The organism is Jiulongibacter sediminis (assembly GCF_001306455.1).
Taxonomy (GTDB): Bacteria; Bacteroidota; Bacteroidia; order Cytophagales; family Spirosomataceae; genus Jiulongibacter; species Jiulongibacter sediminis.
Genome location: NZ_LGTQ01000012.1, coordinates 73687 through 94126, shown reverse-complemented (window position 1 = coordinate 94126; position 20440 = coordinate 73687). Strand labels below are relative to the sequence as shown.

Below are 20440 nucleotides of genomic sequence, written 5' to 3'. Positions count from 1 at the left end.
GCTATAAATTTAGGCTTTTCAGGTAGGCAATACCACCCAATTGACGAATTTGCCTTTGAATATGATTTTTTCTTCTCGCTACATAGTTGCCCATAGGGCTTAGTTTCCACTTCCTCGGGCTAGGCAATACAGCAGCTATTCCTGCGGCATGTGAACGGTTAAGTTTCTTAGCATCAATGGAATAATATCTTCTGGCCGCAGCCTGAGCTCCGAAAGTGCCCGGGCCCATTTCTGCAACATTTAGGTAAACCTCCAGAATTCTTTTTTTGCCCCAGATGGTCTCTATTAAGAAAGTGAAATAAGTTTCAAGACCTTTCCTGAGCCATGAACGCCCCTGCCAAAGAAAAACATTCTTTGCAGTTTGCTGACTAATGGTACTTCCTCCTCTCTTTTTACCAGACTTTTGATTTCTCTCCAGTGCGTTTTTGATTGCTTCAATATCAAAGCCATGATGTTCCGGAAAAAGCTGGTCTTCTGCTGCTACAACGGCAATTTTCATTTCGTCAGAGATATTTTCCATGGGTTCCCAATTATAGTTCAGATGACCTTGTTGAATCCACTGGCCTATCATCGTAATGGTGATGGGAATCGGCACAAATTTGAAAAAGATGACTAGGCCGATACTTACAGCGAAAAAGCTTACGATCAGCTTCAGAATTACCTTTCTGATTCTGCTGAGAAGCTTATTAGACTTCATCTCTTAAGATTTCATGACCCATTTTATCTCTTTTGGTTTGGAGGTAAACCTGATTGTGAGCGTTAGGTGTAATTTCCAAAGGAATTGTTTCTACGATTTCAAGGCCATATCCCATCAAACCCGCTCTTTTTTTCGGGTTATTGGAGAGTAAACGGATTTTTGAAATATTCAAATCTCTTAATATTTGAGCACCTACTCCATAGTCACGCTGATCTGGCTGAAAACCTAATTCAATATTCGCTTCTACCGTATCTCTCCCTTGTTCTTGTAACTTGTAGGCCTTTAGCTTATTGAGAAGTCCAATTCCACGGCCTTCCTGATTCATGTACAGCACCAGCCCTTTACCTTCATTCTCTACTTGCTGCATGGCGGCATGTAGCTGAGGGCCGCAGTCGCATCGGCAAGAACCAAAAATATCACCTGTCACACATGAGGAGTGAACCCGCACCATTACTGGCTCGTCTTCTTCCCAGTTTCCTTTTTTGAGGGCCAGATGTAATTGATTATTATCTCTTTGCCTGAAGGCTATTAAGTCAAAGTCACCCCATTCGGTTGGCATTTCTACGCCAATTTCCCGCTCTATCAAGCTTTCTTTTTTGAGGCGGTACTCAATCATAGCTTTGATTGAAACCAACTTGAGATTATGTTTATCTGCAAGTTCTCTTAACTGAGGAAGACGTGCCATTGTGCCGTCTTCATTCATGATTTCAATGAGAACTCCGGCAGGCTTTAAGCCAGCCATTACAGCGAGATCAATAGCCGCTTCAGTATGTCCAGCTCTTCTCAAAACACCACCATCAGCAGCTCTGAGAGGGAAAATATGTCCAGGTCTGCCAAGCTCTTCGGGTTTCGTTTTCTCGTCTGTGAGGGCAAATATGGTTTTCGAACGATCAGAAGCAGAAATACCAGTTGTACATCCATATCCAAGGAGATCAACCGAAACTGTAAACGGTGTGGCGTGAGTCGCGGTGTTTTTACCCACCATCATCTCAAGGCCGAGTGTATCACACCTTTCATGAGTGAGAGGAACGCACATTAGGCCCCGACCTTCTTTCACCATAAAGTTGACCATCTCAGGTGTGATTTTTTCTGCTGCACAAATGAAGTCGCCTTCGTTTTCACGATCTTCGTCATCCACCACTATTACAACATTTCCTTTCGCAATTTCATCAATTGCCTCTTCGACGGTATCAAGTTTTATTTTCTCCATATGAGTTTTGAGCCTCCTGTAAAATATGCTGCAAAGATATGTTACTTTTTACTCTGGAAGACCGTCTGAAGAACGAAAATCAGGATGGCTTCAGTTTCCTGGCTTTGGAAAAATGATAAAAACAGATGAATTGATAAGCCTCTGAATGAATCTTTTGAGAACCAAATCTCATTCGTTGAATTAAATTCCTTATTTTTAGTAATACCGCTTGCTTAAAATCAGGCATGGTTTTTGGGATTATCTTAAAACAATCATTAGTCATAAGATGAAGATTAATTTACCCAAAAAAGTAAAAAGATATATTGGAGCTATTCTGGCCATTTTGATACCTCTATTAAGTATCAATGCCACCGCTCAGAATAAGCCGTCTGTTTGTGTTACCCCTCCTCCGGGCTACTTGCTTGGTGGTGATTTTGGTACAGCTACTGAGACCTGTATAGGGGCAAACGAAGCTACCAAACCCATTAACGCAACAAATGCAACAGTCACAAGTATCGGACAGTTTAGCTCGGTTTCTTATTATTTCGGAATGACTGACGATGTGGATATTACTGCACCGGGTTTTAGTCCGGTAGTGGCCTCACTAAATGGAGGTATATTTAAGGGTACAGGAACACTTCCTGCCGGTAACCACTGGATACTCCAAATCGGAGAAAGAGGCGGGCAAAAATACCTGGATTGTAATTCAATTCGTGTTTTAAGTGAAGCTGAGCCGGTTGCTGATATTTATACTTGTGATGGTACAAGTGTTACAATAGAAATAAAGGATGTTCCGGAGAATGTTCATGACCGCTACATTATTGATTGGGGGATTGGCGTTGAAGAAACTATTGAGAATTTTACACTCCCTTACGTTCAAACAAGAACATATGGTGGAACGCTGGCTCAGGTATCGATCAAGGGACAATATCAGGTGACCTCAGGTTTTGACAAATGCACCACTGATCCCAAGGTAGAAACACCTTCTCAGGGAGTAGCTCCGGTTCTTTCCTCACTTAAAACCACAGAAGGAGGAAAAGGAGTGAGACTTGGTTTTAGAAATTATACGTTGGGCACAGAGTATGAAGTGCAATATGCTGAAGATAACGGCGGAAGCTATAACTGGGTAAAATTGGGAACCGCAAAAGATGGTGAATTTGAAGCTGGTGGTCTTGATGAGAATAAGAAATATTGCTTCAGAATAGTAGTTGAAGGATATTGTGGTGCTATTGTACCCTCAAATATTGTTTGCGGTTTTGGCCTCAGTTCCACACAGTCCAGCTCGTCAGATGTTTCCTTGTACTGGGATTTTCCAACGGCTCCGGGCGGTGTCCCTCAACAGTTATCATTAAACCGGTTTACTCAGGGGTGTGATAGCTGTCTTGATCCTTTGAGTTTGAACTCAAAGCTTGATACAGGTTTTTCTGATAATAACCTTGAGTGTGGTAAAGTCTATTCTTATGTGGTTACGGCACGATATGCTGTCCAAATTAATGGGAGAACGGAGTATATAATCATAGAATCGGAGGATTATGAGGTTGATCCTATGAATGGGAACATCAAAATTATTCCGAATGGTGTTATCAACGCCGGATATACATCCACAGATGATTCAATGATTAAGCTTGTTGTTTTCAGCGAGCAGGATGCATCTAACTATACCTTCTTCCACAAAGCTCCTGATGAAAAGGATTTTATTAGAATTGGAAGTGGTCCTAACACTTTTGACGATATTTCTGTAGTGCCAAATTCCGGGTCTTATTGCTACAAGTACCAGGTAGAAGATGCCTGCGGTATTGAGTCTGATTTGTCCCCTGAATTCTGTACGGTATTCTTGTCTGCAAACGGAAATACTCTTGACTGGACTGACTACAGTTTTCCGGATAACGTTTTAACAAGCGGGCCGGCAGAGTATATTGTAGAAATGTGGGATTCTGACATTGGAGCTTTTCTTCCGGCATACAGAACAACGGACTTAAGCCAGGGTGTAGGTGAAATGATTTATCAGGCTACCACACCAACTCTGAAGTTTAGAATCAGAGCTGAGCAGGATCTCGATTTACCTGGATTTACAGATTTTACTTTCCCTTCTTACAGTAACACTGTCACCATTGAAATCCCTGCTAATGTATACATTCCATCAGCATTTACTCCAAATGGTGACGGAATGAATGACAATTTTGAAATCAGATCTAAGTTTCTGGATTCGGGCACAATTACCATCTACGATCGATGGGGAAGTGTGATCTTCGAGGGCGATGTAGATGGTAGTGGCTGGAATGGCACTATCAGATCAGGCGAAATGGCACCATCAGGTAGCTACGGCTATCGTATCAATGGCGTAAGCCTTGCCGGAGAAGAGTTCTCAAAATCGGGCTCGGTTTCATTATTGAAATAAACTCCCTTCTTTCTAAACCAAAGTATCCTTATTTTTGTCATTCAAAAAAAACAAGAATAAAATGGGACTTTTTGATATGGCCGGTATGATGGGCAAAATGAAAGAACTGCAATCTAAAATGCAGGAAACTCAGGAAAAGCTCGGAGATATTACCGCTGAAGGAGAAGCTGGAGGAGGTATGGTTAAAGTAACCGCCAATGGCAAAAAATCTCTTTTGAAAGTTGAAATTGAACCCGAGCTGCTCAACAAAGAAGAAATAGATATCCTTCAGGACTTAATTGTTGCTGCTGCAAATAAAGCTTTGGAAAACGCTGAGGCAAAAGCCAAAGAAGAGATGCAAAGCATTACCGAGGGAATGTTGCCAAATATTCCGGGAATGGATATTAACTCCATGTTCAATAAATAAGGTTTCTTGAAGGTAGCTGTCGTCATATTAAACTATAACGGAGCCGATCATCTCAAAACGTTTCTTCCTTCAGTAATTCAATATTCAAATGAGGCTGAAATCTGGGTCGCCGATAATGCCAGTATTGATGACTCGATCGAAATCTTAACCTCTCAATTTAATGCCGTAAAAGTTTTGGAAATGACGGAGAATACCGGCTATGCTGGTGGGTATAACCGTGCTCTTTCCGGTATTGAAGCCGATCTCCTCGTCCTATTAAACTCAGACGTCGAAGTTACTCCAAACTGGCTTTTACCTTTCATTGGGGCATTTGAAGACAAAAAACTGGCTGCTGCTCAGCCTAAGATTTTATCCTATCATCAAAAAGACTATTTTGAATACGCCGGTGCTGCCGGAGGCTTCCTTGACAAATGGGGTTACCCCTTTTGCCGCGGGAGGGTTTTTGATACTTGCGAAAAAGACATAGGTCAATACGATGATGAATTGGAAATTGCCTGGGCCACAGGGGCTTGTTTGGTAATAAGATCTGATGTTTTTCAAAAATTGGATGGTTTTGACGAACGCTTCTTCGCTCATATGGAGGAGATTGACATTTGCTGGAGAATCCGAAATGCGGGTTACATCATTAAGTACTTTCCGGAGAGCACGGTCTTTCATTTGGGTGGGGGAACACTAAACAAGTCAAACCCGAGAAAAACCTTTTTGAATTACCGAAATGGCCTTGCTATTTTACTCAAAAACCTTCCGCTGGCAGCTTTGCCGTATAGGCTTTTTGTGCGATTGATACTGGACGGAGTATCTGGAATAAAACTTCTTCTGGATGGAAAGCTGTCTGACTTTTGGGCGGTACTTCGTGCTCACTTTGCTTTCTACAGGATGATTCCGTATCTCTTGAAAAAGAGCAAGGGTTATCCAAAATCTTCTCTGGTCCTAAAGAAATATTCCGTCGTATGGCAGTACTTTGTCAAAGGGAATAAGAAATTTAGCCAAATGCCCAATCATGATTAAAGTTGGAATAACAGGTGGTATTGGCTCAGGGAAAAGCACTGTCGCCCGAATTTTTGAAGTTCTGGGTATCCCTGTTTTCCATGCTGATGATGAAGCAAAGAGGCTTATTAAAAACGATAATAAACTCAAAACCGGGATTGTCAAACTGCTTGGAGAAGAGGCGTATGTAAATGGGGAATACAATCGGAATTATGTAGCCTCAAAAGTTTTCAATGATTCTGACCTATTACATAGATTGAATAGTCTTGTGCATCCGGCAGTTGCCATGCATTTTGAAAGCTGGGTAAAATCTAAAACAACTCCCTATATTATAAAGGAAGCGGCCATTGCGAAAAGTAAGTCGGGTATTGATCATTTGATCTATGTGCATGCCTCCCGCGAGAAAAGAGTTGAGAGGACGCTCAAAAGAGATAACTTCAGAACCATAGAGGCCGTGTTGAAAATCATAGAAAATCAGCAAAATGAAGCTGATTTTAGAGCTTTAGCTGATTTTGTAGTTGTTAATGAATCTGACTTACTTATTCCCCAGGTTCTTGAAATTCACAAGAAGCTTATTTCTTTTTGAATTGCTTCATTAAAGAGTTGACCTCCTTTTCCATTTCTTTATTGGTGTCCATCAAATCATTCACGGTCTGAATTGCATGAATGACTGTGCTATGGTCGCGACCGCCGAAGTGGTATCCGATTGACTTTAAAGATAAATTCGTAAGCTCTTTGGCAAGATACATGGCCACCTGACGAGGAATCACAATGCTTCTCAGCCTGCTTTTACTTTTCAGGTCGGCTATTCTTACACTGTAATGCTCTGTAACTACACTCACTATGCCATCAATGCTTACTTCTTTTTCAGATTCAGTGACAATATGGTTGAGTGTTCTTTTGGCTAATTCAAGATCAATGGTTCTTTGAGTCAAAGATGCCTGGGCAATAAGCGAGATCATGACACCTTCCAATTCTCTGACGTTGGAGTCAATACTATGAGCAAGATACTCTATTACCTCAAAATCGATATCAATACCTTCATCCTGAGTCTTTTTATGAATGATGGCAATTCTGGTTTCAAGATCAGGACTTTGCAGGTCGGCTGTCAATCCCCATTTGAATCTTGAAAGCAGGCGGTCTTCCATTCCCTCCAAATCACGTGGAGGACGGTCAGAGGTCATCACAATCTGCTTACCTGACTGGTGCAGGTGATTGAAAATATGGAAGAAGGTTTCCTGTGTTTTTTCTTTACCGGATAAAAACTGGACATCATCGAGAATAAGCACATCTACCTGCATGTAGAAGGCCATAAAGTCCTGAAGACTATTATTACGAATAGCGTTGATAAACTGACTGGTAAACTTCTCTGAGGAAACATACAAAACGAACTTTCCTTCAAAATTCATTTTAATATAATTCCCAATGGCCTGAACTAGGTGAGTTTTGCCAAGGCCTACTCCCCCGTAAATCATTAAGGGATTAAATGAGGTGACACTAGGTTTTTCAGCCACTGCAAAACTTGCCGCACGAGCAAGGCGGTTACAGTCGCCTTCAATAAAGTTTTCAAAAGTATAAGACCGGTTTAGGAATGACTCAGACTGAGCGTTGTCTAAACCTCTTAAAACAAACGGGCTGTTTACTTTTTTTTCTGCTTCAGTTTCTTTTTCAGGAGTTTTATGTGGCTTGTTGGGAGCATTCACAGACATCGGAGGGCTGTTTTTTACTCTATCACCACTGTCTACTACAATAGAATATTCCAGCTGCCCTTCTCTGCCAAGTGAAAAATCAAGGGCCTTTCTTAGCAATTGAACATAATTATCCTCAAGCCATTCGTAGAAGAATTGGCTGGGAACCTGAATGATTAGCTTTTTACCCAGTAGTTTATACGGGATAACGGGTTCAAACCAAGTCCTGTAACTTTGCTCTGAAACGTGTTGTTTAATCACCTTCAGGCAGTTATTCCAGACTATTTGAGCGTCGTTTTCAATCAATGTATTAACCAAGATTCAAAAGGGGTTAAAGTAGTATTATCTTATGGGTTTCTTTACAGAAAAAGGATACAAATCTAATAAATTGAGACAGTCTGTCGGCCTGCTTTTTTACTTTTTTTGTCATAAAAAGTATGGCCAAAATTTGCTTCTTATTTTTGTCCAATAGAATCGGCTGAAAATGTGGATAACTTTAAAATAGCATCACGGAATATTACCAGTGATTTTTTTTCTGATATCAATCATAACTAAAAAAACGAAAAAATGAATTGGGTGAAATACACTCAAATTGGTCTTCAAATGTTGTTAACCATTTGTCTGGGTGTTTGTCTTGGAATATGGTTGGATGAATACTTTCAAACGAATTTTCCCGGGTTTACTTTGGGTGGTTCAATTCTCTTTATTTTTGCGAGTCTTTATAATGTAATCAGACAACTGCCAAGACTTTAATTATGTTAAAAACGGCATTTTTGATCCTTTTCTTTGCAATTGTATTTTTTTTAGCTGATCAGTTAAAGCTGAATTTACCATTGCACGAGCACCGATGGTATATGCTGGCTTTCTTTTCGGCATTATCTTTTCTTTTTCATTCATTAGTGGATCAGGGTAAACGGAATGATAATGAGAAGTTTATTCAGTTTTATCTCGCTAGCGTAGTTATCCGTCTATTGGCCTGTATCGTTTTTGTGCTTGTTTTTCTGCTCAATGGCCTGGAAAATAAAGGAACGTTTCTGCTTGACTTTTTTGCACTTTATTTATGTTTCACTGCTTTTGAAATATACTTATTAAGTGCTAACTTGCGGCGTTTTTCGTGAGGGCTGAAGAACGCCCCTAAAAAGAGAATCATACTAATGCTAAAACGTTTACTTTTATTCCTCTCATTATCAGTATTTTCTGTTGGATATAGCTTTGCTCAGGAGCATGAAGCTCATGAAGAGGGTGCCGCTCATGAATCACACGCTACTGCCGAAGAGCACGGTGATGGTCATGAAGAAGAAGGCTTTAATATGGGAAGCATGATTATGCACCATATTCTTGACGAACATGGCTGGGAGTTTGCTCATGGAGTAAAATTGCCCTTGCCCGTTATTCTGTACTCAAAAGAATACGGTCTTGCCATTTTTTCTTCAGCACGATTTGATGAAGGCAATGGTGAGTATGGTCCTTATGTGAATCACCACGAGAAAATTGCATTAAAAGATGATCATCACGCTACTGTGTATGACTTCTCAATTACCAAAAATGTGGCTTCTCTTATTCTGAGTGCAGTGTTGCTTGTATTGATCTTCACAGCAGTTGCCAAAGGTTATAAAAAGAATGCAGGTAAAGCTCCTAAAGGAATTCAGTCATTGTTAGAGCCGGTCATTACTACTATCAAAGACGAAGTGGTTAAGCCAAGTATCGGGCCTAAGTACGAGGCATACCTTCCTTACATGCTGACCTTGTTCTTCTTTATTCTGATTAACAACCTTGTTGGTTTAACCCCCGGAGCGGCAAACCTTACAGGAAATATCGCAGTGACTTTAACATTAGCCTTGATAACTTTCGTAATTGTTCATTTTAAAGCGAACAAAAATTACTGGGGTCACATTTTTAAACCACCGGGAGTGCCTCTTTGGTTACTTCCTCTTTTCTGGATTATTGAGATTATAGGTGTTTTCATGAAGCCTGCTTCATTAACCATTCGTCTCTTTGCCAACATTACGGGTGGTCACATTATTCTTTTAAGTTTCATCGGTTTGATCTTTATGTTCAAAAACTACGCTGTAGGTGGTGGTGTTTGGGCTATTGGAACCTTCATGTCGCTTATTGAAATTTTGGTAGCCTTTATTCAGGCTTATATTTTTACTCTTCTTTCTTCTATGTATATCGGTAGTGCTATTGAAGAGCACCACGATCACTAAGAGGCAGAACTGGATTTGTATTTTTATTTTTTTAACTATAAACGTTTAAACAAATGTCTTTGTTAAACATTCTTTTACAAGCTGCTGCTGAATCAGGTGCTGGTTTAGCTGCTATGGGTGGTGCAATCGGAGCTGGTCTTGCTGCAATCGGTGCTGGTATTGGTATCGGTAAAATCGGTGGATCTGCAATGGAAGGTGTTGCCCGTCAGCCAGAAGCTGCTGGTAAAATTCAATCAATGATGATTATCATCGCTGCCCTTATCGAGGCTGTTGCCCTGTTTGGTGTGGTAGTTGGTCTATTGGCCATCCTTGGATAATCGTACTTTTAGTTTTGCTCTGCTCACATTAGGTGTCAGAGCAAAACTTATTTTTTGAAATTCAAATTGAAAAAATAAATGGAATTATTAACTCCCGGTATTGGCCTTATTGCATGGCAATTACTGATTTTCTTAACCCTTTTCTTTGTTCTTAGAAAGTTTGCCTGGAAAGGAATTCTCTCTGCTCTTAAATCCCGTGAAGACGAGATTGAATCTGCTCTTAAAATGGCTGAAGAAACCCGTGCAGAGATGGCTAAGTTAAAGTCTGATAATGAGAAGCTATTGGCTGAAGCCCGTTCTGAAAGAGATGCAATTCTCAAAGAAGCTAAAGAAGATGCCAACCGCATTGTTGAAGAGTCAAAGAATAAGGCGACCGAGGAAGCCAACAGAATTTTGGCAAGTGCTCGTGAGAGCATTAATCAGGAAAGAGCTTCTATGGTTGACGGTTTGAAGAAAGAAGTTGCAAGTTTGTCAATTGAAATCGCCGAGAAGGTTATGAAGAAAGAGTTGGCTACTAAAGGTGCTCATTCTGAATTGGTGAGTGAGTTGATCTCGGAGGCAAAGCTTAACTAGTAGTCTGGCTCAATAATAAATTGAGTGAAATACAATTGGAATAAATAATTTTGACCTGATCAACTTAGCTTTAAGAATAGTTAGGTTTTTTGGGTGGATGCATAAAAAACAAATATGTCAAACTCAGTAGTCGCTTACAGATATGCCAAGGCCCTTGTAGATTTGGCACTGGAGCAAAAAGTACTTGACGAGGTCAATACAGACATGAAATTTTTCGAGGAGGTCTGTAGCCAGAACGATGAATTTCAACGTGTGATGGCGAATCCAATCATCAGGCACGAGAAGAAAAAGGTGATTTTGAAAAATATTTTTGAAAATCGTATAAATCCTGTGACCTATTCTATATTTGACGTCTTAACTAAGAAAAACAGGGAAAGTTTGATATACCCCATTTCTGTAGAATTTCAGAAATTGTATGATGACTTAAACCAAATAGAACGGGCCGTCGTTACAACGGTGGAACCACTTAATGACGCTCAAAGAAAAGAGTTTCTTGAGATTGTCAAAAAGGCAACCGGTAAGAAGGTAGAGCTCGAAGAAAAAATTGATGTTAATCTTATTGGAGGTTATGTGTTAAAAGTGGGGGATACTCAAATTGACACATCCATTAAGAAGAAAATAAACGAATTAAAGCTGGAATTAGCTTAAAAAGAGTATTAGTTTTCATGGCTATAAAGTTGAGAAATGCCCCGATTCTGTCGGGGTTTTTTCTTTTTAAGTCCTATAAAAAATTTCTTTTGTGAGCGTATTGGGTTGGCTAGCTAGAAAGAGGATGACTCATCATATAATTTTAACACCAGAGAATGAATTAATTGGAGAATGAGTCTGATGATGAGTTCCCCTAATGAAAAGAGGCTGTCTCTTATTACAAGACAGCCTCTTTGATTATCTAATTATAACTAGTTCTTTTTACGCCTTACGAAAAGCAATACTAAACCTTCTGTAAGCTGAAATAAACATCCCAATTACGAGCAACAATATGCCTAACCATAGGAGGTTGATGAAAGGCTTTTCAATGGCTTTCAATACAATGTATTCACGCTCGCTTCGGGCAATGGAAAAGGAAAATTGACCATTAACCGGATCAATTTCACTCAATTGAATTCTCAAGCCTAATTCGTTGCTGACGACCGGCTTGCTCCAAACCTGATTGTCTTTGATGACAAATGTTGGACTCATCATTTTTTCACCATCACGTTCCAGGATTCTTACATAGGCCATTGCAGCAGCATCACCCGGTCCAATTTCCATTCCGTCCACTTCTCTTACGCCCACTACATCTTCGAGAATAGCAACATAATCATTCAGGAAAAAGGTATCCTTTAAAGCTACCTGATATTCCATTGGCATACTCCATTCGCGGTCTTCTTCACGCTGAACATAGCTGACATGGCTGTAGATATCTTTGTTCCAAAGTCTCTTAATGTCCGGCGAAGCCACATTACCCATTTGTTCATTAATCTGAAAACGCGGGAAAAGGTTAAAGGTCTCGCCGCTTTTCTTGTCCTCAAAACTTACTCTGTAATAGGTATTCTCAGCTTCATATTCTATAGTATCTCCTCTATATCGCAAGGTGTCAGACTCGTCCACAATATCAGCTCTGGCAATACCTTTGAACCCAGTGCCTATTACGGGCTGTACAAAACGTTTTTCAATATAGCCGGGCACTTGACGGACATCAACAAACTGACCTTTGTAGGCAATATCAAATTCACTCAGGGGATAATCGCGATTGAGCCAAAGCAGAACATTCTCCCGACTCTCTTTCTCAGAGTCTGAGAAGATCTCTGTGCCAGTATTATTGATAGAGATCGTTTTTTGATAGGCTGAAGAGTACATAATACCCAAAAGCATCAGTGCCACTCCAATATGCGTAATCGCTCCGCCGGCTACTTTGATTTTACCTTTTAAAAGGTCGAGCAAAATGCTGGCATTAGCCACCAGACCAAAAACCGAAGCGGTTACCAGAATAATGTATGAAAGTTTGTCAACGTGCGTGGTTGAAATAATAAAGGCAGTTAAGAGCAAAGAAATGATCAGCGGATTGACCAAAGCTTTGATATTTTTCCCCTTCACTTTTTTCCACCAAAAATATTGGGCTACGCCCATCAAAACCACCGCCAGAATAAACAGCCACATCTGAAACCCGGTGTAGTGGGCGATTTGATTCGTTGGCAAAGCCATATTGAGATCAATGCCGATGGCATCAGCAATGCTGTTATAAACCGGAATTGAGGTGGTGACAATTACCTGAAAGGCCGCCAAACTTAAGACCAAAACTCCAATAACGATCCAAAACTCGGCTGAGTAAATGGAAGCTTCATTTTCATCTTTTGGTAATTCTTTCCAGCGTAAAACAGAAAGGATTATGGCTCCAAGAGTGAAGCTTAACAGATAAACCAGCAACTGACCGGAAAGTCCAAGATCCGTGAAGGAGTGCACCGAGGCATTGCCGAGAATTCCGCTTCGGGTTAAAAAGGTAGAGTAAAGAATCAGAATAAACTGAGCTATGACCAGAATGTAGGAGTACTTCAAAGCCGAGCTGCTCTTGCGGGCCAGAAACAAGGTATGAAAGGCTGCTACAAGTAAGATCCACGGCACGTAAACTGCATTCTCTACAGGATCCCAGTTCCAGTAGCCCTCAAAATTGAGCGTTTCATAAGCCCAGATACCTCCCATCATAATGCCTGTTCCGAGTATAACGGCTCCTACTAATGACCATGGCAAGGTGATGTTAAGCCAGCCGTGATAATCTTTTTTCCAAAGAGAAGCAATAGCGAAAGCAAAGGGTACCATAGTCAGGGCAAAGCCCAAAAAGAGGGTAGGAGGGTGAATCACCATCCAGTAATTTTGAAGCAATGGGTTAAGTCCGTTGCCATCTTTCGGAATAAAATCAGGGTCTAAAGACCAGATGGGCAGGTTAGGATTCAGTTCTTTCAAGGTCAGGAAAGGCGAACTGCCTAGTTTGGTTTCACCAAATAATACCACGCCAAGAATCATTGAAGTTAAAAAAGCCTGAATTCCCGCTATGATCATCATGGATGGTGATGCCAAAGCATAATTCTTTTTTGACTTATGGAATTGATAAATGAGAATCAGACCAACCAAAGCATTCCAGAAAATCCAGAGTAAAAACGAGCCCTCCTGGTCTTGCCAGAATGATGAAATTGCGTAGCCCAGAGGCAAACTTATGGAGGTGTTATCCCAGGCGTAATGGTATTCAAAATAGTTATTGAAAATAATGCTGAACAACGTAGCTACTACACCGATTACAAATACGGAATGAACTGCAAAAGCCTGATTGGCAAACTTTTTCCAAATACTGTTTTGGTTTTTCTCCTGAGATGATTGCCAGTAGGCATAAGTGGCTATCAGTGAGCTGATGAAGGCCAGAATTGTCAACAAATGGCCTATATTTCCTAAGTAAGATCTGAGCATTAAAATCCTGATTCTTAATCTGGGGGCAAAGGTACTAAGCAAAAGGTTGACGGCTTGTTTTAAAAAGCTTTTTCTTTAGGTAATTGTGCTCTCAGACCTGTTAATGAAATGAAAATGTCCTCATAAAATGCTTAATTTTATTTTTGAGAAGCGTTTCTATGCCTTGATGATAAGAGTACTTGCTATAGCCTCATTTTTTATTTGTGGTTTTGCACAAGCCCAGACCATTGATTTTGCCTATTCTTCCATAAAAGAAGCCGTAGAATATGGATTAGGAGAAAAATTAATTTTTGTTGATTTTTATGCTTCCTGGTGCGGACCATGTAAAGTCATGGAAACCACGGTTTTCTCTGACTCTGCAGTAGCTCGTTTTTTCAATCAAAAGTTTATCAATGTTAAAGTTTTAACGGATGAGCCGTCCGGTAAATCTGAGGCTGTTGAGTATGGTGTCAGGGAGTTCCCGACCTATGTTTTTTTGAATAGGGATGGTGAGGTAGTTCATAAAACAATTGGTTTTCACCAAAAAAATGTCTTTTTACGAGAGGCCAGAAAGGCGATTCATGAAAGCAAAAGTTTTGTTTCACTCAAAGAGTTGGAAGAACAATATGAGTCAGGAGATCAGCAGCAGAATGCCTTTGCGGAATATCTGAAAAGAAAAAGTGAAAAAGATGGACCCCAACCCAATTTGTTGGATAAATACCTGCAACGGGTTCCTGAAAATGAGTTGATGACACAAAAGGTACTCGAGCTGATAGCAGAGAACATCGTTTCAGTTCATTCAGACGGTTTTGAGATTTTGGCAAACGCTTTACACCGATTTCGGGGATTGACTGATACACAACAGAAAGCTATTCTTTCCGGGATTTCTGCGGCTAAAAGGCACACTTTTCAAAAAGCCGTGGAAACCCGAGATGATGAGCTTTTCAATACTTTAATCAATGCCGTGCATCTAACTGCTTATTCAAGAGAAGGGGCAATTTCAGAGGAGCGGCAATTCAGATATGATTATGCCAAACTCACTCAAAATTTCAAACATTTCAGTGTTATTGCCCGTGAAGAGGCCGAGAATATTCTCCGAATGAGTGATGAAGATTTCAATATAAAGAACGAGGAAACGCTTGAGAACTTCAAAAATACGGCTGAACTCAGGGGTATCGCTGCTTCTTCCGGTCAATACCAGATTATGCTGGAAAGTCTGCAAAACAGTGCTAAAAAGTCGGCTGCTTTTCAGTTGAATGAATTTGCCTGGGGCTATCACCAAATGACGGAAGACGTAAGCCAGCTGAATCATGCCATTCGTTGGTCGGCCTATTCCATTAAATTGTACGAAACACCAGCTAATTGGGAAACCTATGCCTTTTTATTGAAAAAAGTGGGCAGAAAACGAGATGCCCGAAAAGCCATGAATCAGGCGATTAAACTAGCCAAAAATCAGGGAGTTGATCCCGGGACACTTAAAGAGGCTTATCAAAAAATTAAAAAGTAAACCTCCGGAAAACGGCACATCTTTTGGGTCTCTAACCGTAAATTGACTTTCATGAATCTTACTTTTCTATATTTGCTAAGTTTTTTCAGCCTTTACTCATCCACTAAAGAATCGACGGGCATTAAGTTTTATCAGGCCTCTGAATATTCTTTCGAGCAGATTCAGGAAATAGCTCAAAAAGACAATAAACTCATTTTTGTGGATTTCTGGGCTTCATGGTGTGGCCCCTGCCGCCAGATGGAGCGGGATGTTTTTTCCAATGAACAGGTGGCCAAACGTTTTAACGAATCCTTTATCAATTACAAGGTGGATGTAGATCAATCCCCTGGTAAAGAAATGCGACAGCAATATCGGATTTACTCACTGCCAACAACGGTTTTCTTCAAGCCAGATGGGGAGCTAATTGTTCGCCTCGAGGGAATGACTACCGTGAAGTTTTTGCTGGAAGACGCTGACTCAGTGGACTAAATCAAAACAAGTCCTCACTCCGCTCCAGCATCAAAATGGAACTTTGAGGTACAATCACATACTTCTCTGAATTGTACTCAATTTCTATGGCGTGTCGTTGAAGGTAAATCGCCAGATCACCTTCTTCAGCCTGAAGAGGCATGTATTTTACCTTTTCTTCGGTTGTTTTCCAAGGTTCATCGTCTCCTGTGTTAGGTAAAGGATAACCAGGGCCTACTTTCACCACAAAGCCACTTTGTACATCTTCTTTTTCAGTGACCGTCGGCGGAAGGAAAAGACCGGTTTTGGTCTTACCGTTATGTAATTTAGGCTTGATCAATACCTTGTCTCCGACGATCTCGAGTCTCTTCAATTTATTGTCAGCTGTAATTTCCATATTATCGTGTTGCGGCCATCGTAGGCCAATATTCTGTTAAACTGTTTTGCCTGATAACACCGAATTGGTGGTGAAGGTTTACGGTGGGGCAAATATGATAAGGAATTGCAAAAAACATATCACCCACTTCGATTTCATCCCAGTTGTTGACTTTCAAAACACCATGTTCTTCGCTTTGCGAAAGCAATTCATAATGCTCCAGATTGAGGATCTTAAATCTTCGGTCAATCGGGTTTTCGGCTGCCACAGCTTTATGGCCGAGGTCAATTGTGACAATTCCTTCAGTAGGTTTTGAAATCACACGGGTAAGCAACAAAACGGCCGGTTCAAAATTTTGTTCTTTGAGCATTTCTCCATAACCCCAGTCATGGAAAACGCTGGTTCCCGGACTACAAATAAGTCGTTTATTGTTTTTATGAACTGAAAAAGTAGGCGTTCCACCGGCAATAATCTCAAAATCTCCGAAGAAGTCTTCCACTTTTTCAAGCCCTTTTTGTGCCTCGTTTTTTCTTATTTCAAGATCACTTTGATGCAAATGCCCGTCATAGACATGGAGACCTTTGAGTTCTAAATCCGTTTCGTTTTGAATGAATTCAATCAAATTGGTCAACCCCTTTCCCGGCTTTATTCCGCTACGGTTCATGCCATTATTGACATCGATATAGACACTTGGCCTGGGGTTGGTTTGATGTAAAAGTTGAGCCGTTTTTGAGTTATCAACGAGGGTTGAAAATTGAGTTTGAGGATATTGCAGGATAAGCTTTGAAAGTTTTTCAATTTTCGGACCTACAGGCTGGTGAGCCAATAAAACAGTTTTGGCTCCGGCTTTTGCCGCTAATTCTGTTTCTACAATTGTAGCTGCCTTAAAGCGTGTAATGCCCTGCTGCACCATGGCCTCAATGACCTTTTGGCATTTATTCGTTTTAACATGTGGCATCAGCCGATTGGTATCTCCATTGACTTCGGCAATCATCTGTTGAATATTGCTTTGCAATCTCTCCTCGAAAAGGATGAGAGAAGGAGAATCGACTTCAGCACTATTTTTTATCTCGTACCAATTCATGTAACCCTGCATTGATTTTGGCGTAAAACTGTGGAATTTATATTGAAAGAAGCCATTTTTGCACCGCATTCTTATTCAAAAACAGACAAATGAGCAAAAATCTCTTCACCGGTATTCAACAAGTGGGCATTGGGGTTCCTGACGCCGAAGCGGCTTTCAAATGGTATAATAAACATCTGGGACTTGATGTGCCGGTCTTTGATGATGTGGCTCGGGCTGAATTGATGACACCTCATACGAATGGGGTCGTTCGCGAAAGAAGAGCAATTCTTGCTGTGAATATGGCAGGCGGCGGAGGAGCCGAAATCTGGCAATCGAAAGATCCAGCTCCGCTGAGCCCATTAAGAGAACCAAAGCTCGGTGATCTGGGAATTTTTGCTGTTAAAATGAAGTCGAGTAATGTCGAAAAACTGGCGGAATCGTTAGGTAGAAAGACCTACAAGTCGCCCTCCGGCTCTGATATCGCCTGGTTGAAAGACCCTTACGGTAATCAGCTGCAACTGGTACCTGATAACTCCTGGTTTAAACAAAAAGCCGATCATACCGGTGGTGTGCTTGGTGTCATCATTGGTGTAAGTGATATGGAAAAATCGCTGACTCTCTATAAGGATGTTTTGGGAATCAATGAGGTGGTTTATGATGAAGAAGGTTCTTTTACTGACTTTGCAGAGTTGACTGGTGGTGATCGCAAGGTTCGCCGTGTACTATTAAAAAAGACAGAAAGTGGAGAAGGTGCTTTTTATAAGCTATTTGGAAATATTGAAATTGAACTGGTACAGTTGCTCGAAGACAAGCCTGAAGTTATCATGGAAGGTCGCAGCTGGGGTGATTTAGGCTATATTCACTTGTGTTTTGATACCCTTGACATGAAAGCATTCAAGGCAAAAACAGAGGCGGCCGGTTTTCCATTTACAGTAGATAGTGGTGCTACATTTGATATGGGTGAGGCCGGTGGCCGATTCAGTTACATTGAGGACCCGGATGGTACTTTGCTTGAATTTGTAGAAACGCATAAAGTGCCTGTCCTTAAAAAACTCGGTATTTTCATTAATCTCAAAAAACGTGGAATGCTGAAGCCATTGCCGAACTGGATGATCAGTACGCTTGGTTGGGGGAAGGTGAAGGTGTGAAGTTAGAAGTCGGAAGTTTGAGGTTGGAAGTTTGAAGAGTGATTTTATTGACGGATAACCAATGACGCCCGCCTGTCGGCAGACAGGGATGACCGAAGTTTGATCTTAGAAAAACCTCCGTGTTCCTTTCTCCATCTTCCTTGTTCCTCAACAATAAAAAGTTTTTCATCTTAAGTCTTATATCTTTTGTCTTTCAAAAAAATGACCATAAAAGAAGCTCAAAATATCGTTGATGAATGGATTGAGACCGTTGGTGTTCGGTATTTCAGTGAGTTGACCAATATGGCAATCCTTTCGGAAGAAGTAGGAGAGGTGGCCCGGATAATTGCCCGACGTTACGGAGAGCAGTCCGAAAAGGAATCGGATAAGCAAAAGGACCTCGGCGATGAGATAGCTGACGTTCTATTTGTGCTAATTTGTTTGGCTAATCAAACGGGTGTAGACCTTACCGAAGCTCTGAAAAGGAATCTGGAAAAGAAGAGCATTCGCGATGCTGAAAGGCATAAAAATAATCCAAAACTAAAATGATTGCGATACTCCAACAATCTTTCAAACTAGTCCGTCAGAAATGGCACGTTACCTTGATAATGTACCTGACGGGTGTGCTTCTGATCGCTTTTCCGCTGTTTAAATTCTATCAGATTTTGAAAGGTGAGGCAGGTCATTCGATGGTTTTAAATGAGCTTGTGACCGATTTCAGATTCATGATTTTCTCTGACTTTATTCGGCAAAGTGGTAAGACTCTAAGACCGGTTTTAGCTTATGGAGCTCTTTTTGGTTTTATCGGTTCTTTGATTTATACATTTCTCTCTGGAGGGGCTGTAACCGAATGGGTAAATCCTACTCAAAAGTTCTCGGTAAAATCCTTTTTTCAGAATTGTGCACGCCTGTTCTGGAAATACCTTTTACTCCTTATTTTGCTCGGGATTTTACTCTTTGTTTTATTTCTGGTATCCGGAATTTTCTATTTCATTTTTGTGCTCATTGCCGAGGGTAGCAGTGAAAGGGGCTATGTATTATGGTTACTATTGCCAACTATTTTACTGGCCTATTTGATGACTTTTGGTCTTGTCCTTAGTTTTTACGCCAAAGTCATGCTTAGTCATGAACCTCGATTGAGTTCCCCAGATGCTTTCTGGAAATCTTTCTCCTATGTTTATAAGAATCAAAAAACCGTTGTCCAGTTTTGGCTGATTTCACTTATTGGTATTTCTATAACCTTGATTTATATTCAAATTGATAGATACTTGGGAATGACCTCAGTGGTCACGGTTTGGGTGATGTTATTTATACAACAGCTGACCGTTTTTCTCCGCTTCTATCTGAAAAACTGGAATTATGCGGCTGCGGCTGAATTTTTCAAACAAAATCCGGTTCAACTTTGGCAGGAACCGAAACAGCCCGAGCCCGAAATACTGCCTGTGGTTGAAGAGGAAACTGAAGAAGATGAATCCACCGGTGAAGAAGAATAAACTTATGGGCTCCAAGCTTTGTTTTTAGATCATGGCAGAAGAAATCATTAATCGGGTGGCCTCTAGTGGGCTTATTAGTCTGGATCTTGAAGACTATTATCATCCTGGAGAACGGGTTGTTTACGATCTTAAAGACAATCTTTTCATGGAGGCTATTCTTAGGGAAAAGGATTTTCGTGAATTTCTGAAAGAACATGATTGGTCTACTTATCAGGGTAAAAACGTGGCGATTACCTGCTCGGTGGATGCTATTATTCCGACCTGGGCTTATATGCTTCTGACGCTTAAGCTGGAGCCTTTTGCCAACTGCGTGGTCTTCGGATCACTTGAAGATCTGGAGACCAAATTGTATGAAAACGCTTTGAATGGTATTGATTTTGACCAATATAGTGATGCCAGAGTGGTGGTCAAAGGTTGTTCAAAAGTCGAGGTGCCTACCGCCATTTATGTCGAAATAAGCCGTCGCCTTCAGCCAGTAGTTAAAAGCCTGATGTTTGGTGAGCCTTGCAGCACGGTGCCGTTGTATAAGAAACCGAGGAACTGAT

22 protein-coding genes are annotated in these 20440 nt (G+C 40.8%); 15 read left to right on the top strand and 7 right to left on the bottom strand.

Going from position 1 to position 20440, the window contains the following annotated elements:
* Position 1 precedes the first annotated feature (1 nt).
* Positions 2-697, bottom strand: a complete 696-nt coding sequence (gene mtgA / locus AFM12_RS15320) for a monofunctional biosynthetic peptidoglycan transglycosylase (protein WP_055149807.1) — start codon at positions 695-697, stop codon at positions 2-4.
* Positions 687-1907 (bottom strand): bifunctional 3,4-dihydroxy-2-butanone-4-phosphate synthase/GTP cyclohydrolase II, encoded by a 1221-nt coding sequence (locus AFM12_RS15315; protein WP_055149805.1) that lies wholly within the window; start codon positions 1905-1907, stop codon positions 687-689. The genes mtgA and AFM12_RS15315 overlap by 11 nt, the downstream gene beginning before the upstream one ends.
* A 265-nt stretch (positions 1908-2172) precedes the next feature.
* On the opposite strand from AFM12_RS15315, the gene AFM12_RS15310 reads away from it, so the two are divergent.
* The 4 genes from AFM12_RS15310 (at position 2173) to coaE (ending at position 6263) form a co-directional block, all read left to right on the top strand.
* The gene (locus AFM12_RS15310) at positions 2173-4284 is read left to right on the top strand and encodes a T9SS type B sorting domain-containing protein (protein WP_055149803.1); all 2112 of its coding nucleotides are present in this window, start codon (positions 2173-2175) and stop codon (positions 4282-4284) included.
* A gap of 61 nt (positions 4285-4345) precedes the next feature.
* Positions 4346-4690: a YbaB/EbfC family nucleoid-associated protein gene (locus AFM12_RS15305; RefSeq protein WP_055149801.1), complete on the top strand. Its 345-nt coding sequence runs from the start codon at positions 4346-4348 to the stop codon at positions 4688-4690.
* A gap of 6 nt (positions 4691-4696) precedes the next feature.
* Positions 4697-5698, top strand: a complete 1002-nt coding sequence (locus AFM12_RS15300; RefSeq protein WP_055149799.1) for a glycosyltransferase family 2 protein — start codon at positions 4697-4699, stop codon at positions 5696-5698.
* A complete protein-coding gene (coaE, locus tag AFM12_RS15295; protein ID WP_082391373.1) occupies positions 5691-6263 on the top strand; it encodes a dephospho-CoA kinase in 573 nt (190 codons plus the stop codon). The genes AFM12_RS15300 and coaE overlap by 8 nt, the downstream gene beginning before the upstream one ends.
* Here coaE and dnaA read toward each other — a convergent pair.
* Complete coding sequence (gene dnaA / locus AFM12_RS15290; RefSeq protein ID WP_229308517.1) at positions 6250-7683, bottom strand: chromosomal replication initiator protein DnaA; 1434 nt, start codon at positions 7681-7683, stop codon at positions 6250-6252. The genes coaE and dnaA overlap by 14 nt on opposite strands.
* A 249-nt stretch (positions 7684-7932) precedes the next feature.
* Here dnaA and AFM12_RS15285 point away from each other — a divergent pair, with 249 nt between their 5' ends.
* Positions 7933-8118, top strand: a complete 186-nt coding sequence (locus AFM12_RS15285) for an AtpZ/AtpI family protein (protein ID WP_055149797.1) — start codon at positions 7933-7935, stop codon at positions 8116-8118.
* Here AFM12_RS15285 and AFM12_RS19735 read toward each other — a convergent pair whose 3' ends face one another.
* Positions 8119-8262, bottom strand: coding sequence for a hypothetical protein (locus tag AFM12_RS19735; protein WP_157687432.1), 144 nt, complete (start codon positions 8260-8262; stop codon positions 8119-8121).
* A gap of 257 nt (positions 8263-8519) precedes the next feature.
* On the opposite strand from AFM12_RS19735, the gene atpB reads away from it, so the two are divergent.
* From atpB to atpH, 4 genes are all read left to right on the top strand, one after another.
* Positions 8520-9572: a F0F1 ATP synthase subunit A gene (gene atpB, locus AFM12_RS15275; RefSeq protein WP_055149793.1), complete on the top strand. Its 1053-nt coding sequence runs from the start codon at positions 8520-8522 to the stop codon at positions 9570-9572.
* Between the two features lie 53 nt (positions 9573-9625).
* A complete protein-coding gene (gene atpE, locus AFM12_RS15270; protein ID WP_055149791.1) occupies positions 9626-9889 on the top strand; it encodes an ATP synthase F0 subunit C in 264 nt (87 codons plus the stop codon).
* 78 nt (positions 9890-9967) lie between these two features.
* Positions 9968-10462: a F0F1 ATP synthase subunit B gene (gene atpF, locus AFM12_RS15265; protein WP_055149789.1), complete on the top strand. Its 495-nt coding sequence runs from the start codon at positions 9968-9970 to the stop codon at positions 10460-10462.
* A gap of 114 nt (positions 10463-10576) precedes the next feature.
* Complete coding sequence (atpH, locus tag AFM12_RS15260; protein WP_055149787.1) at positions 10577-11110, top strand: ATP synthase F1 subunit delta; 534 nt, start codon at positions 10577-10579, stop codon at positions 11108-11110.
* A 261-nt stretch (positions 11111-11371) separates the two neighbouring features.
* Here atpH and ccsA read toward each other — a convergent pair whose 3' ends face one another.
* Complete coding sequence (ccsA, locus tag AFM12_RS15255; protein WP_055149785.1) at positions 11372-13900, bottom strand: cytochrome c biogenesis protein CcsA; 2529 nt, start codon at positions 13898-13900, stop codon at positions 11372-11374.
* Between the two features lie 127 nt (positions 13901-14027).
* On the opposite strand from ccsA, the gene AFM12_RS15250 reads away from it, so the two are divergent.
* Together AFM12_RS15250 and AFM12_RS15245 are read left to right on the top strand one after the other, a co-directional pair.
* Positions 14028-15386 (top strand): thioredoxin family protein, encoded by a 1359-nt coding sequence (locus AFM12_RS15250; RefSeq protein WP_082391372.1) that lies wholly within the window; start codon positions 14028-14030, stop codon positions 15384-15386.
* A gap of 51 nt (positions 15387-15437) precedes the next feature.
* Positions 15438-15854, top strand: coding sequence for a thioredoxin family protein (locus AFM12_RS15245; RefSeq protein ID WP_055149781.1), 417 nt, complete (start codon positions 15438-15440; stop codon positions 15852-15854).
* Between the two features lies 1 nt (position 15855).
* Here AFM12_RS15245 and AFM12_RS15240 read toward each other — a convergent pair whose 3' ends face one another.
* The gene (locus tag AFM12_RS15240; protein WP_055149779.1) at positions 15856-16230 is read right to left on the bottom strand and encodes a co-chaperone GroES; all 375 of its coding nucleotides are present in this window, start codon (positions 16228-16230) and stop codon (positions 15856-15858) included.
* Between the two features lies 1 nt (position 16231).
* Positions 16232-17293: a D-TA family PLP-dependent enzyme gene (locus AFM12_RS15235; protein ID WP_055150335.1), complete on the bottom strand. Its 1062-nt coding sequence runs from the start codon at positions 17291-17293 to the stop codon at positions 16232-16234.
* Positions 17294-17382: 89 nt separating this feature from the next.
* On the opposite strand from AFM12_RS15235, the gene AFM12_RS15230 reads away from it, so the two are divergent.
* The 4 genes from AFM12_RS15230 to AFM12_RS15215 all read left to right on the top strand — a co-directional run bounded on the left by AFM12_RS15230 (position 17383) and on the right by AFM12_RS15215 (position 20439).
* Complete coding sequence (locus tag AFM12_RS15230; protein WP_055149777.1) at positions 17383-18423, top strand: VOC family protein; 1041 nt, start codon at positions 17383-17385, stop codon at positions 18421-18423.
* Between the two features lie 201 nt (positions 18424-18624).
* Complete coding sequence (locus AFM12_RS15225) at positions 18625-18951, top strand: nucleotide pyrophosphohydrolase (RefSeq protein ID WP_055150332.1); 327 nt, start codon at positions 18625-18627, stop codon at positions 18949-18951.
* Positions 18948-19895, top strand: coding sequence for a hypothetical protein (locus tag AFM12_RS15220; RefSeq protein WP_131458398.1), 948 nt, complete (start codon positions 18948-18950; stop codon positions 19893-19895). The genes AFM12_RS15225 and AFM12_RS15220 overlap by 4 nt, the downstream gene beginning before the upstream one ends.
* A 31-nt stretch (positions 19896-19926) precedes the next feature.
* Positions 19927-20439, top strand: a complete 513-nt coding sequence (locus AFM12_RS15215) for a DUF2480 family protein (protein WP_055149773.1) — start codon at positions 19927-19929, stop codon at positions 20437-20439.
* The last annotated feature ends 1 nt before the right edge of the window (position 20440 follow it).

Bases quoted from the DNA above. Each gene is read 5' to 3' on its own strand.
- AFM12_RS19735 (WP_157687432.1), bottom strand. From the start codon at position 8,262: ATGAATGAAAAAGAAAAGATAATGCCGAAAAGAAAGCCAGCATATACC.
- AFM12_RS15305 (WP_055149801.1), top strand. From the start codon at position 4,346: ATGGGACTTTTTGATATGGCCGGTATGATGGGCAAAATGAAAGAACTG.
- mtgA (WP_055149807.1), bottom strand. From the start codon at position 697: ATGAAGTCTAATAAGCTTCTCAGCAGAATCAGAAAGGTAATTCTGAAG.
- AFM12_RS15245 (WP_055149781.1), top strand. From the start codon at position 15,438: ATGAATCTTACTTTTCTATATTTGCTAAGTTTTTTCAGCCTTTACTCA.
- AFM12_RS15225 (WP_055150332.1), top strand. From the start codon at position 18,625: ATGACCATAAAAGAAGCTCAAAATATCGTTGATGAATGGATTGAGACC.
- ccsA (WP_055149785.1), bottom strand. From the start codon at position 13,900: ATGCTCAGATCTTACTTAGGAAATATAGGCCATTTGTTGACAATTCTG.
- atpF (WP_055149789.1), top strand. From the start codon at position 9,968: ATGGAATTATTAACTCCCGGTATTGGCCTTATTGCATGGCAATTACTG.
- AFM12_RS15315 (WP_055149805.1), bottom strand. From the start codon at position 1,907: ATGGAGAAAATAAAACTTGATACCGTCGAAGAGGCAATTGATGAAATT.
- atpB (WP_055149793.1), top strand. From the start codon at position 8,520: ATGCTAAAACGTTTACTTTTATTCCTCTCATTATCAGTATTTTCTGTT.
- AFM12_RS15220 (WP_131458398.1), top strand. From the start codon at position 18,948: ATGATTGCGATACTCCAACAATCTTTCAAACTAGTCCGTCAGAAATGG.
- atpH (WP_055149787.1), top strand. From the start codon at position 10,577: ATGTCAAACTCAGTAGTCGCTTACAGATATGCCAAGGCCCTTGTAGAT.
- coaE (WP_082391373.1), top strand. From the start codon at position 5,691: ATGATTAAAGTTGGAATAACAGGTGGTATTGGCTCAGGGAAAAGCACT.
- AFM12_RS15285 (WP_055149797.1), top strand. From the start codon at position 7,933: ATGAATTGGGTGAAATACACTCAAATTGGTCTTCAAATGTTGTTAACC.
- atpE (WP_055149791.1), top strand. From the start codon at position 9,626: ATGTCTTTGTTAAACATTCTTTTACAAGCTGCTGCTGAATCAGGTGCT.
- AFM12_RS15235 (WP_055150335.1), bottom strand. From the start codon at position 17,293: ATGAATTGGTACGAGATAAAAAATAGTGCTGAAGTCGATTCTCCTTCT.
- AFM12_RS15310 (WP_055149803.1), top strand. From the start codon at position 2,173: ATGAAGATTAATTTACCCAAAAAAGTAAAAAGATATATTGGAGCTATT.
- AFM12_RS15240 (WP_055149779.1), bottom strand. From the start codon at position 16,230: ATGGAAATTACAGCTGACAATAAATTGAAGAGACTCGAGATCGTCGGA.
- AFM12_RS15250 (WP_082391372.1), top strand. From the start codon at position 14,028: ATGCTTAATTTTATTTTTGAGAAGCGTTTCTATGCCTTGATGATAAGA.
- AFM12_RS15230 (WP_055149777.1), top strand. From the start codon at position 17,383: ATGAGCAAAAATCTCTTCACCGGTATTCAACAAGTGGGCATTGGGGTT.
- AFM12_RS15215 (WP_055149773.1), top strand. From the start codon at position 19,927: ATGGCAGAAGAAATCATTAATCGGGTGGCCTCTAGTGGGCTTATTAGT.